Here is a 12296-nt window from a genome sequence, read left to right as displayed (position 1 = left end):
CAAAATAAACCTGTCCCTATTTGGCAGGTTTCTAGAAAGGCTTTTCGGACTGTGAAGGATTCCGATCTCTCCACAACGGCTGCGCGCGACGCCGCCCGCATCGTTTGGTTTAAGCGCTATCCCGCCAAGCAGACGCTCGTCGCATTTTTGCTCGCCCTGCTGGCGACCACGGCGTTTTCCATCGATCCCGCCCCGGTGTCGAGCAACGCGGTCCTGGCGATCGATCCAAAGGCCTCGGGCATGCTTTACGTGTGCTACGAGGTACTCCTCTCATTTGCCGGCCATACCGACGCTGTGATGCTGCTCGCGCTGGCCTGCCTGCTTACGCTGCCGTTTCGCTATGTGTTCTTTGGCCGCGGTGACGCTTGGCGCCCCTCGGTCGTGCTGCCATCGCTATTCTTTGCCGTCTGCATGGTGTTCGGCCGCAGTTACGACCTCACCGATTCGGCCGAGATTGTGCTGGGCGACAAGGCGCGCGTTATCTGCGCCTGGATTGGCGGCGCGGGCTGGATGCTTCTGGCGATTGTGTCCTTCTATCTGGCTTTTGAGTTTTTGGATTGGTTGAGTTCTCGCCGCATTCCGTTTTCGGAGGCGCATTTTGGCCGCGTGTGGCGTGTTACCCACGCCGTGCTCTCGGTCCATCCTTTTGTTGGGCCGTTTCTTGTACTCATGATTGTCTGGGCGCCCACGCTTATCGCCTCACTGCCCGGCCTCTTTATGGGAGATACGGGCGCGCAGATCCGCCAATGGTTCAACTACCCCAACGGCACGAGCGACTATCTGCGCCTGCTTAACCCCAACGTGCTACTCAACGGCCATCATCCGGTGGTGCACACGGCCATCATCGGCTCGTGTGTGCAACTGGGGCTTTCGCTATTCAATAGCGCCAATGCGGGTCTAGCCATCTACACCTGCGCCCAATTTGTCATCACGGCCGCCTGCGTGGCCTATTCCATATCGTCGCTGCGTAAGCTGGGCGTGAGCCTGCCGGTCCGCGGCGTCATCTTGCTGTTCTTTGCGTTTATGCCGATGTTCTCCAACTACGCGGCGCTGCTGACCAAAGACGTACTGTTTGCCGATGCGTTTCTGGTACTGCTCGTTCAGACCGTCAAGCTCGTGGCATGTGGCCTGCCCCGTCGCGATGTCAATGCCGAGCGCGCGGGCGAGCGCACGCCTGTGCTCTTTGCGCGCCACGACTGGCTGTTGCTCGTGCTGGGCGCCATGGGTTCCACGTTTTTGCGCAATGGCGGCCTGGTCTTTCCGTTGGCGGCCTGCGTGATTGCGGCGGCGTTTTGCGCCTGGGACGCGCATGTGGCCCGTCGCGTGGTCAAACAGTCTGGCGTCGCACCCTCATGCGCCACGCCGCGCTTCCGCTGGGCCGGCGTTCTCGCGGTGCTCGTGCTCTGCCTTGCCTCCAACATGTACTTTACCAAGGTCTTTATGCCCGCGCACGATATCACGCCGGGCTCCAAGCGCGAGATCCTCTCGATTCCGTTTCAACAGACGGCGCGCTTCGTCCAAAAGCACGACGGCCTTAATTCGGGCGTTAACCCCAAGGTCAAAGACGACGGCACGATTGAGGAAGCTCCCTGCGACGGTCTGGTGACCGATAAGGAACGCGCTGTGATCGACCGGGTGCTTAAGTACGAGAATCTGGGCCGCCGTTACAACCCCGACAAGTCGGATGCCGTAAAAAACTGTTTTAACGAGTACGCCTCGCAGGAGGACATCAAGGCCTATTTTGAGGTGTGGGCCCAGATGTTCAAAAAGGATCCCGAGTGCTATATCTCGGCGCTCATCAATAACTACTACGGCTACTTTTATCCGAGTGCCCGCGATGCGTGGGTCTACAGCACGGCGCGCAGTGCCGAGATCATGGCGAAGCCCGATAACCTCAAGTACTTCGACTTCCATCCGGTCGATAGCAAGGTTGTGCGCTGGTGCGACCACCTGATCAACCTGTATCGCGTGGCAGTACAACGCATCCCGTTTATCTCGCTCACCATGAGCTCGGCCACCTACGTGTGGATCATGATCGCTGTGGTGGTCTATCTGCTACGTCGTCATTCGTGGCGCGGGCTGGCCATTTGGGTGCCGCTGCTGGGCGTGCTCGCCGTGTGCCTGATCGGTCCCTGCAACGGCTCGACCTACATGCGCTACCTGTATCCAGTCATCGCCTGCATGCCCTTTGCCATCGGCGCCACCATCACCCGCAGCGACCTTCTCTGGTTCTAACTTGGTGCAAAGGGGACAGGTTACTTTGCACCAAAGGGGCTGCATCATCACGACGCCTTCATTTTGGGGTTTATCTCGCAGGCCAGTAGGTATATCATAACGACGTTTGTTTATATTGCCCGAGCATCTGCGCTGGGCTTTAGGTCGAAACCGATAGGAGACACGTATGTCCGGACACTCTAAGTGGGCCACAACCAAGCATCGTAAGGGCGCGCAGGACGCCAAGCGTTCCGCCCTCTTCTCCAAGCTGAGCCGCAACATCACCGTTGCTGCCCGTCTCGGCGGCGACCCGCTGCCCGAGAACAACGCCAGCCTCGCCGCTGCCGTTGCTAAGGCCAAGGCTCAGTCCATGCCCAAGGACAAGATCAAGTCCGCTATCGACAAGGCCTTCGGTTCGGGTGCCGATGCCGCCGTCTACGAGAACATCGTGTACGAGGGCTATGGCCCCGCCGGCGTTGCCGTCTACGTCGACTGCCTGACCGATAACCGCAACCGTACCGCCGCCGATGTCCGTTCCGCCTTCTCCCACGCTGGCGGCAACCTGGGCACCTCCGGCTCCGTCGCCTTCCAGTTTGAGCGCAAGGGCCAGATCGTCGTCGCCAAGGAGATCCTGGACGAGAACGCCAAGAAGGAGACCATGATCGCCAACGGTGCTGCCGGTGACGAGGAAGAGTTCATGATGGCTATCGCCGAGGCCGGTGGCGACGACTACGAGGACGCCGGCGAGGAGTGGATCGTTTGGACCGCCGCCAACGACGTCATGGCTGTTTCCAAGGCGCTCGAGGAGCAGGGCATCCAGGTCAAGGGCTCCGAGACCACTATGGTTCCGACCACCCCGACCGAGGTCTCCGGCGCCGATGCCAAGAAGGTCCAGCGCCTCATCGACCGTCTCGAGGAGCTCGACGACGTTCAGGATGTTTATAGCACCATGGACATGACCGACGAGGTTATCGCCGCCCTCGAGGAGGAGTAGCGCCTGCACGGGTTAAGCCGTGCATATCTGGGCATAATGAAGCGAGCATACAAGCCTCGTGGAATAGATGAGCCGGATCCGCGTGCGTATGGCACCGGACCCGGCTCTTTTATAATGATGCGAATCGTTTTGCATTCTGTGGACCGAAACCTGAAGGGAGCGCGCGTGCGCGTACTCAAACGAGCCCTAGCAATCGTGTACCTTGCCGCCGCCATCGTGGCGCTGGGCACGCTTGTCTGCCAGTTCTGGGGACCGTATACGTATCGCTTTATGCTGCTGTTGCGTGACACCATGCCTCGCGTCGTCGTTACGGTGTGCGCCGCCATCGTGGCACTTGGCGTGCTCATCGGGTTTTTCCGCCTGATGTTCGCGCGTCGCGAGCCGTCTTGCGTGCATCCGGCGGGGGAGCGCAACATCGAGGTCACCCTCGCAGCGCTTTCCTCGTGCGCTCGCGCTGCGGCAGAGCGCGACGACCGTGTGATGGTCGAGCATGTCGAGGCGCGCGTGCAGGGTTCCGACGAATCGCTCGTCCGTTTTAAGGTCGACGCCATCGCGCTCGATGACCGGGACGTGGCCTCCCTTGCAACCGCGATGCAGCAACGTATCGAGGAGGCCTGCGACACCATGCTCGGCACGCCGGGCACGACCGCACGCGTCCGTTTTTTGCCGTCCAAGACTACCGTCCAGACCGTGGAGGTTTCCGGTGAGTGATACCAATCAAGACAAGACCGTCCGCACCCCGCGCCTGACGATCGACCAGAACGCTACGCCGGCAGGCGAGTCCGCCGACACCAAGCCCGAGGCCGGCGAGCGGCACGACAGCGCCGCCAGCGACTTTGACGAGGCCATGGGTCTCATCAAGGGTACGGGGGCGGCCATCTGGAGCTATGCCGTCCGTCATCCCAACACCACGCTCGGAGCCGTCGCTGGTTTTGTGCTCGCCGTGCTGGTGCTCACGCTCGGCCTGTGGGACACACTCGTCATCGCATTCTTTGTGCTGATCGGCGCCGTGATTGGCCAGATCCGTGACGGCGAGAACGGGATCGTCAACTTCTTCGGCCGTCTGTTTAGCGGCCGCTAGTATGTATTCGACCGCCGCGTGTGCGGTGGGCATAAGGAGGAACCATGGCTTTTAACACGAAGGTCGATGTGGCCGATACCGAGCTCGAGGCAGACGAGACCGTCGCCGCCGAGGCTGAGGACGTAACGCTCGAGGACGGGGCGCTCGTCGAGGCCGAGCCCGCCGACGATGCGGACGAGGATGATGAGGAAGCGGACGAGTCCGAGGATTCGCTGACCTATTCCAACGGTGTCATCGAGAAGATCGTCGCCATGGCCACCCGCGAGGTGCCGCACGTCCTGGGCATGAAGGGCAACCTTATGCACTTTGTGCAGGAGCAGTTTGGTGCCGAGAACCTGACCAAGGGCGTGACGGTCGAGGTCACCGATGACAACCGCGTGGTCGTCAACATTTCCGTCATTATCGAGTACGGCGCCTACGCACCCGCGATTTTCGACGACGTTAAGGCGCGCGTGACCGAGCGTCTGGCCGCGATGACCGGCCTTGAGGTGGCAGGCGTCAACCTGCGCATCGAGGATGTCATCACTCCCGAGGAGTACGAGCACCGCACCAGCCAGCACGAGTAACCTACCAAATAGGGACAGGTTTGTTTCGATAGGTTTTACCTGCGAAAACGCTAAACGGTCGACCGCGCAAGCAAAAGTGCGGTCGACCGTTTTCTATATGCCCCCGATGTAGGCATACCGCTCGTCTAACTAGGGGTTGCAATCTTCGCGCTCCGCGTTACCCTAATGGGCGCATTGTTTCCAAATTGTTAACGAGGGGTTGCCGTAATGGCCGACGAGCACGAAACAGAAAGCAAGGCATGGGCGATTGAGGCCGCTGCGGCAGAGGCGGCGTCGCGTGCCGCCGAGGAGGTGCATCGTCCTCCCGTGGTGCCGATGGAGCGCGTGGTCGATCGTGCCGATATCGAGCGCGGCGAGCGCGCCGGCCGCAAGCGCAGCCAGGAGCCGGGCTTCCCGCGCTTTTTCGCCGAGCTCAATCTGGGCCTGATCCTCACGGCGTTCGCCATCGTGGCCTTTAAAACCCCCAATCACTTTGCCTTCGGCGGAACCTCGGGCGTGTCGGTCATTCTTTCCACGCTGTTCCCGACTCTGCCCGTCGGCGTCTTTATGTGGATCATCAATGCGGTTCTCGTCGTCTTGGGCTTTATCTTTTTGGAGCGCAAGGCAATCCTGTGGAGCGTTTTTGCCTCGTTTGCGCTTTCGGCCTACGTCTCGCTGTTTGAGCTCTTCATTCCGACGGATGTTTCGATGACGGGCGATATGTGGCTCGACCTGTGTTTTGCCGTGATTTTGCCGGCGCTGGGCAGTGCCATTGTCTTTGACATTGGCGCCTCGACGGGCGGCACCGATATCCTTGCCATGATCCTCAAGCGTCGCACGACGCTCGAGATCGGACGCGCCTTGCTACTGGTCGATATCGGCATCGTGACCATCGCGGCCTTTTTGTACGGTCCGCGCGTTGGCCTGTACTGCGTGCTCGGCCTGTTTGCCAAGACGCTTGTGGTCGACAAGGCCATCGAGAGCATTCACTTGCGCAAGGTCTGTACGATTATTTGCTCCGAACCGCGCAAAGTCGAGGAGTTTATCGTCAAGCATCTCAACCGCACGGCAACGATCAGCCGCGGCTACGGCGCCTTCTCGGGCAATTGCGTGACGGTGATCATGAGCGTGCTGAGCCGTCGCGAAGCAGTGCAACTGCGCCGCTATACCCGCGATATCGATCCAGATGCGTTTATCACGATCGTTGACAGCTCCGAGATCGTGGGCAAGGGCTTCCGCGGCACGAACTAGCGCGGATATACCCTTCGAACCATTGAATAAAGCCGCCTACGTTTCAAATCGGTCATCTTGGGGTATTTGTCCCCACATTGCGCGATAATGTTGCCAAAGACGTCGTTTGCGATCCAGGTGATTCACTCTAGATACGAAGGGATGATTTCGATGTTCTGTTCGCAGTGTGGCGCCCCCATGGGCGATAACGACAAGTTCTGCGGCGTGTGCGGTGCCCCTAATACCGAGGTCAGGGCCGCCGGCCCCGCTCCCCAGGGACAGTCTCAGCCCCAGCAGTTTGTTCCGCAACCGCCCGTGGCGAATGCGCCAAAGGGCTGTGTGGCTCAGGCGTTCCAAGACATGACCAAGACTCCGGGCGTGCTGCAGCGCGTGTGTCAGATTGCTTTTTTGCCGGCGCTTATCTGTGTCGTGTCGGTGCTCGTGCTGTTCATTCCCGTTATCGGCGGTATTGCAGCTGCCATCGGCTTTTTGGCCGCCTGCGTGGCGAGTGTGTGCGGTTCGGGCTTTGGCATCGAGTGGGGTCGCGACCTGTCGCTTAAGATCGATGACGGCATGGATCGTCCGTTGATGCGTTCCACATCGTTTGGCCTCGGGGTCTTTTCGAGCGTTATTTCGGTCGTGCTCGAGATTATCGCTGCCATTCCCGTTATTGGTGTAGTGCTTTCGCTGGTGGAGAGCGTGGTAATTGGCGCGGCGGGCTCGTATTCGTATTACGGCTCTTCTGCGCTCGAGACTGCGCTGTTTGGCTCGCTTGGCCTGCTTGTCCTGGCTATGATTGCCACGGCGGTCCTGGGAGTCTTCTTTAAGATGTTCGCCGATATCGCCGTGATGCACTTTGCGGTGACCGGTCGCGTCGAGAGCGCGTTTTCGCTCGACAAGGTCTGGGCGGCCTTTAAGAACAATAAGACCAAGCTGTTCTGCGCTTCATTCCTTCCCGAGTTTTTGACGGGCCTGGTCGCCAACGTTGTCACATGGATCTTGACGGCGGTCTTTGGCGCTATTGCCTCTGTCGGTATGTATAGCTACTACTATCGTCCTACGGGTATTGAGGCAATTGTTACCGGCGGTGGCATCTCACTCGTGCTGTTCCTGGTGCTGGTCGCTTTCGTCACCGTATTTCTAACGGTCTTTGGCAAGATGCTCAAGCACCGTGCCGTTGGCTATTGGGTCGCACGTTATGCAAGCGAGTGGGCCGACGAGGACAAGGACGACGTCCTGACTTTTGTATTGCCCTTCGAGAAGAAGTCCGCTCCTTCGGGTTACAGCGCTCCGGATGTCGCGCCTGAGCCCGAGCCTGAGTCTGTCCCGGGATCTGCGCCGGAGTCCGAGCCCACGACGGAGCCCGCGCCAAGCTCCGACGAGGACCCGCAAGACGAGTAGCCCTGTCACCTGCCATTTGGGGACGGGGTGGAAATGGTAGAAATAGTGCTTGACGAATGAGCGGGGGCGGACGTGTCGAAACGTCCGCCCCCGCTTTGACATCGCGATGTGGCTACGGCTGCGAGATGGTCGCGATTCGACTACTCGCCATGCTTCTCCTCGTGGCGAGCGGCGGCACGGGCATCGTGAATGCCCTTGATGGCGGCATGGCGGGCGGTACGGGCGTCGTGCATGGCGTCGCGGGCCTCGGCGGCTGTTGCCTTGGCAGAGCGCAGTTTGGCGGCCAAGTCGGGATTGGTCTCGGCAACCGCGGCGATCGTGGGGCCGTCGAGCTCCTCTTGCGTGGGCTCGGCCAAAAAGTCGATGGCATACTGAGCGGCTACCATGGAGCCCTTGGCGAGCACGCTCTCGTCGATCTTATAGAAGCAGGAGTGCTGGGCGTACGTGGCGCCGATCTGGGGATTGCGCGTGCCCACAAAGGCAAGCACGCCCGGTACACGGCGCAGGTACTCCGAGAAATCCTCGCCCGAAAGCGTGCCGCGATAATGGCCTTCGCCGGCTGCACCCAGACACTTGACCACGGCCTGACGACAACGCTCACTCGAGGCGACGTCGTTTTCGACCTTGTAGTTGGCGATGGTGTAGTCGGTAAGTTCAGCCTCGGCGCCCAGGGCCGCCGCAGTGTGCTCTACGATGCGGCGCATGAGCTCGGGCATTTCCTCGTGCGTCGAATCGCCATAGGTGCGCACCGTGCCGGCGAGGTAGGCGGTACCGGCGATAACGTTGCGCGCGGTGCCGCCGTGCAGCTCGCCGACGGTAATGACGGCCGGCTCGTAGGGGCTGATCTCGCGCGAAACGATGGTCTGCAGGGCGTTGACGATCTCTGCCGCCACCATGACGGCGTCGTGGCCGCGCTGGGGCATGGCGCCGTGGCACGAGGTGCCGCGGACATCGATGCGGAACCAGTCGGTATTGGCCATGCGCGGACCGGGCTCGCAGCTTACGGTGCCGGCGTCGACCTCACTCCAGATATGTGCGGCGTAGGCGCCGTCGACGCCGTCGAGCACGCCCGTGCCGATCATGAGTTTGGCGCCTTGGCCGTTTTCCTCACTGGGTTGGAAGACGATGCGGACCTCGCCGTGGATGTCGTCGGTCATATGGCGCAGGATCTGCAGCGTGCCGAGCATCATGGCAATGTGGCAGTCGTGGCCGCAGGCGTGCATGCAGCCCTCGTTGACGCTGGCGAACTCCTCGCCGGTCTGCTCGGTGACGGGTAGGGCGTCGATATCCGCGCGCAGCAGGATGCGGCGGCGCGGCGTGCCGTCCTCGCGGTAGGCGTCGGGTGCGGTGCCGCGAAGGGTCGCCACCAGGCCCGTCTTAAGCGGGCGCTCGTAGGGGATATTCATGGCGTCGAGCTGGTTGGCGATGTCAGAAGTCGTGCGCTCTTCGGCGAGGCTCAGCTCCGGGTGCTTATGGAAGTGCCGGCGCTGCTTGATGATGTAGGGCTCAAACTCGGCGGCGATATCTTGGATGGCTGCGGTGACGTCATCAGCCGCGCGGGCCTCGGTCGCTGCCATAATCTGCTGTGCCTTGGTCTTCGTCATGGTCGATTTGCTCCTTGCTGGTTTATCGCAAAATCGTACAGGCTCTTTCCAGTATGCCACCTGCCACTTGGGGACGGGGCAGAAATGGTAGAAATGGATACCTCCGTAACCTTGACAGGTCCAAATTGCTTGTGCACGCAGCCTTGGATGCGGCTTTCAAGCTTGAAATCTACCATTTCTACCCCGTCCCCAAGGGGCAGGCGGGGCCGTTGGGGTTGGGAAAGGTGCCGTTTACCGCTTGACGTTTTGCAGCTGTGGCGGTGGAGTACACTCGGGGGTGTTGAATTTCCTGCCAGAGATGGGGATGCCCATGCAACATATCGATCGGATTATCCGCTCTAAGAACGTCTTTACCTCGCAAGATGGCATCGATACCGCCCGTGAGCTGGCGATTGCCATCGCAGGCGACCGTATCGTCGCAGTCGGCAAGCCCGATGACGTGATCGCCGCCGCGCCTGCCGCCACGCCGGTTATCGACTACGGCGAGCAGTTTGTCTGCCCCGGTTTCCATGACGCTCATCTGCACTTCTTTCATACCTCGGTCGGTTCCTCGCCGTATATGCTCATGGATGGGGGCACGTCCGAGGTGGCGCTGGTACAGCACGTGCTCGAGTTTTCCCAGGATCTGCCCGACGACGCTTGGGTTGTGACGCAGGGCTGGCGCGACTACCGTTGGGACCCGCCCGAGCATCCTACCAAGGCGTCGCTCGATGCGGTATTTCCCGATCGTCCCTGCGTTATGTACTCGGGCGACGGCCACACGCTGTGGCTCAACAGTCGCGCTCTCGAGGCGCTCGGCGTCACGCGCGATAGCGAGCCGCCAGCGGGCGGCAGCTACGACAAGGACGCAAACGGTGAGCTCACGGGCATTGCTCACGAGGCGGCTGCCATGCAGCTGTTGCCGCGCTGCCTTGAGTGGCTGGGCGAAGATCGCATCGCAAGCGCTTACGCCGATCAAATGAGGCGCATGGCCGAGCAGGGCATCACCTCGATCTGCGACATGTCGCTCATGCCCATGCCGGGCTGCGATTTTATCCGCGACGACGTCTACGACAAACTGCAGACAGCCGGCAAGCTGGGCATTCGTGCCCATCTGTTCCCCACGCTGCTGGATGACCAGTCGCGTCTAGAAGAGCTGCAGGCACGTTACGCGAACAACGCACTGCTTTCGGCGCCGGGCTTTAAGCAGTTCTTTGACGGCGTGTCGAGCGAACATACGGCATATCTCACCGAGCCCTATACCAATCCGCGCTTCCCGGGCGACCAAGGCCGTCTGACGGTTTCCGCCGAGCGCATGCGCAAGCTGGTTCTGGCGGCTGCGGAGCGCGGCCGCGCCGTGCGCATCCACGTTATCGGCGACGGTGCGATTCATGCCGCGCTGGATATCTTCGAGGAAGCCGCCGGTCTGTACGGCCTGCCCCAGCACGGCCACAACACGCTCGAGCACCTGGAGAACCTCCTGCCCGAGGACATCGACCGCCTGCGCAAGCTCAACGTCGTCGCCTCGAGCCAGCCCTGCCACATTACGCTCGACCCGGGTGGACCGGAGCGCGATTTGGGCTTGGAGCGCAGCCGCATCATGTGGCCGTTCGCAACCTATAAGCAGCGCGGCATTCGCCAAGCCTTCGGTACCGACAGCCCCATCACGCCCGTTACCAGCATGGACGTGCTCTACACGGCTATCACGCGCCAGGACCCCAAAAGCCACTGGCCCGAGGGCGGCTGGTTGCCGAGCGAGCGCATCGACGCGGCAACGGCTTTGCGCAACTACACCTTGGGCAGCGCCTATGCAGCAGGCGACGAGCAAAACCTCGGCAGCTTGGAGCCCGGCAAGTATGCTGACCTGGTAGTCCTGGACCAAAACCCGCTCACTGTTGACCCCCAAGAGCTTCAGGCCACCAACGTTCAGGCCACCTACCTGGCAGGTAACGTAATCTACGAGCGCTGATGCTCATGCCGTGTCGTTAAACGCGGCCCGGGCGACTTATTTTGGGATGGCGCTCGAGCCACGTCTGCATATCGGTGGGGACTCGTTATGAGCGTCCCTGCTCTGTCGGATTTGTGCGTGGGGTGGAGGCGCTGCTGCCCCGCGCGTTCAAATTGGACATTTGCAATGCTGCCTCATGGTGTTTTGCATACTTCCCATTACAGATTGCATAAAAAGGTTGGGATGTTCTTTCTGGCCCTGATGTACCCCCGCCTGGGCCGTGCAAAAAACGGAGTATTCAGCACTGCGAGCTCTGCCGGCGCCGTTGCGGTTGGGTAATGTCATGGGGATTGACGTCATTTTGGCGTCCGGGCAGGCACGAGGCATGCCTTTATGCCCTGATGGGGTCTGCCTGCCGACCCAAATCGCCGGTCGAAGGCGTCCTTGGGACCAATAAGATGTGTCTGGCGCGTATACAGCCATCCTGGTCTGCTGAATACTCCCAAAAATGCACGGTGCTCCCCAGGGGACCCGTGCGTGCAGCGAAAGCCATGCCCATGTTCCCATCTGCATCGCCATTTTGCTGCACTGACGTTTCTGAATGCCGCGCCCGAACTAGTTAACTTGGCTCCCGTGTGGCGCCGGAGGGGCGGGATATAAGGTTTATCGCGAGTTCCGCACGAGCCGAAGGCCACTTAATGTGGCCTTCGTGCGAGCAGGACTGCCCGAGCAGGAAACCTTATGCCCCGCCCCTCCGGCGCCACACGGGAGCTGCGCACAAGTTATCCCCCCGGCATTCAGAAAATCTAAGTGCCAAAAAATAAGATTTTTTGACTCTGTGTTGTATAACCCGCCATTCGTGGGTACCATTCAACGCGTACGCAAACAAATAGGGTTAATTCGCGTGGCATAACCACGCGGCCCAAAAAGGAGGAGACAAGCATGTCGTCTTTGAAGCCGCTTGCAGATCGTGTTCTGGTCAAGCCCGACGAGGCCGAGCAGAAGACCGCTTCTGGTCTGTATATCGCCAGCAACGCTCAGGAGAAGCCGCAGCGCGGCACCGTCATTGCCGTTGGCGCTGGCAAGGTCAACGACAAGGGTGAGCGCATCCCCATGGACGTCAAGGAAGGCGACGTTGTCATCTACGGCAAGTTCGGTGGCAACGAGGTTAAGGTCGACGGCGAGAAGTATCTGCTGATGCGCGCCGACGACATTTACGCCGTCGTCGAGGCCTAGTCTCATCAGGCTCTCTGATTCGTCTTTGAACGCGGTCGCCGCATAGGACTCGGAAGCGGCGACG

10 protein-coding genes are annotated in these 12296 nt (G+C 60.6%); 9 read left to right on the top strand and 1 reads right to left on the bottom strand.

Going from position 1 to position 12296, the window contains the following annotated elements; translation table 11 throughout:
- Window positions 1–51 precede the first annotated feature (51 nt).
- The 7 genes from ACTQV3_RS05320 (at window position 52) to ACTQV3_RS05290 (ending at window position 7465) form a co-directional block, all read left to right on the top strand.
- Window positions 52–2235, top strand: coding sequence for a DUF6020 family protein (locus ACTQV3_RS05320; protein WP_441535949.1), 2184 nt, complete (start codon window positions 52–54; stop codon window positions 2233–2235).
- 166 nt (window positions 2236–2401) lie between these two features.
- A complete protein-coding gene (locus ACTQV3_RS05315) occupies window positions 2402–3208 on the top strand; it encodes a YebC/PmpR family DNA-binding transcriptional regulator (protein ID WP_154514825.1) in 807 nt (268 codons plus the stop codon).
- A gap of 165 nt (window positions 3209–3373) precedes the next feature.
- A complete protein-coding gene (locus ACTQV3_RS05310; protein ID WP_195838499.1) occupies window positions 3374–3919 on the top strand; it encodes a hypothetical protein in 546 nt (181 codons plus the stop codon).
- Window positions 3912–4289: a DUF2273 domain-containing protein gene (locus ACTQV3_RS05305; RefSeq protein ID WP_441535950.1), complete on the top strand. Its 378-nt coding sequence runs from the start codon at window positions 3912–3914 to the stop codon at window positions 4287–4289. The genes ACTQV3_RS05310 and ACTQV3_RS05305 overlap by 8 nt, the downstream gene beginning before the upstream one ends.
- Before the next feature lie 44 nt (window positions 4290–4333).
- On the top strand, window positions 4334–4855 hold the full coding sequence (locus ACTQV3_RS05300; RefSeq protein ID WP_154514821.1) for an Asp23/Gls24 family envelope stress response protein: 522 nt from the start codon (window positions 4334–4336) through the stop codon (window positions 4853–4855).
- Window positions 4856–5062: 207 nt separating this feature from the next.
- Entirely contained in the window at window positions 5063–6085 is a 1023-nt protein-coding gene (locus ACTQV3_RS05295) for a YitT family protein (protein WP_427747673.1), read from the top strand.
- Between the two features lie 150 nt (window positions 6086–6235).
- On the top strand, window positions 6236–7465 hold the full coding sequence (locus ACTQV3_RS05290) for a zinc-ribbon domain-containing protein (RefSeq protein WP_441535951.1): 1230 nt from the start codon (window positions 6236–6238) through the stop codon (window positions 7463–7465).
- A gap of 140 nt (window positions 7466–7605) precedes the next feature.
- Here ACTQV3_RS05290 and ACTQV3_RS05285 read toward each other — a convergent pair whose 3' ends face one another.
- Window positions 7606–9069, bottom strand: coding sequence for a M20 family metallopeptidase (locus ACTQV3_RS05285; RefSeq protein ID WP_441535952.1), 1464 nt, complete (start codon window positions 9067–9069; stop codon window positions 7606–7608).
- Window positions 9070–9373: 304 nt separating this feature from the next.
- Between ACTQV3_RS05285 and ACTQV3_RS05280 the strand changes: the two genes are divergently transcribed.
- Window positions 9374–11017 carry an amidohydrolase gene (locus ACTQV3_RS05280; RefSeq protein WP_441015146.1) on the top strand — a complete coding sequence of 548 codons (1644 nt, stop codon included), beginning with the start codon at window positions 9374–9376 and terminating at the stop codon, window positions 11015–11017.
- A gap of 921 nt (window positions 11018–11938) precedes the next feature.
- Window positions 11939–12232: a co-chaperone GroES gene (groES, locus tag ACTQV3_RS05275; protein WP_154514813.1), complete on the top strand. Its 294-nt coding sequence runs from the start codon at window positions 11939–11941 to the stop codon at window positions 12230–12232.
- Window positions 12233–12296 lie beyond the last annotated feature (64 nt).

It is taken from the genome of Collinsella sp. LCP19S3_A7 (assembly GCF_052121995.1).
Lineage (GTDB): Bacteria > Actinomycetota > Coriobacteriia > Coriobacteriales > Coriobacteriaceae > Collinsella.
The sequence above is the reverse complement of the archived record's forward strand: the minus strand, read 5'-3'. Positions and strand labels throughout refer to the sequence as shown.

Coding starts and splice junctions, on each gene's coding strand:
- ACTQV3_RS05315 (WP_154514825.1), top strand. CDS start 2,402: ATGTCCGGACACTCTAAGTGGGCCACAACCAAGCATCGTAAGGGCGCG.
- ACTQV3_RS05300 (WP_154514821.1), top strand. CDS start 4,334: ATGGCTTTTAACACGAAGGTCGATGTGGCCGATACCGAGCTCGAGGCA.
- ACTQV3_RS05295 (WP_427747673.1), top strand. CDS start 5,063: ATGGCCGACGAGCACGAAACAGAAAGCAAGGCATGGGCGATTGAGGCC.
- ACTQV3_RS05290 (WP_441535951.1), top strand. CDS start 6,236: ATGTTCTGTTCGCAGTGTGGCGCCCCCATGGGCGATAACGACAAGTTC.
- ACTQV3_RS05285 (WP_441535952.1), bottom strand. CDS start 9,069: ATGACGAAGACCAAGGCACAGCAGATTATGGCAGCGACCGAGGCCCGC.
- ACTQV3_RS05280 (WP_441015146.1), top strand. CDS start 9,374: ATGCCCATGCAACATATCGATCGGATTATCCGCTCTAAGAACGTCTTT.
- groES (WP_154514813.1), top strand. CDS start 11,939: ATGTCGTCTTTGAAGCCGCTTGCAGATCGTGTTCTGGTCAAGCCCGAC.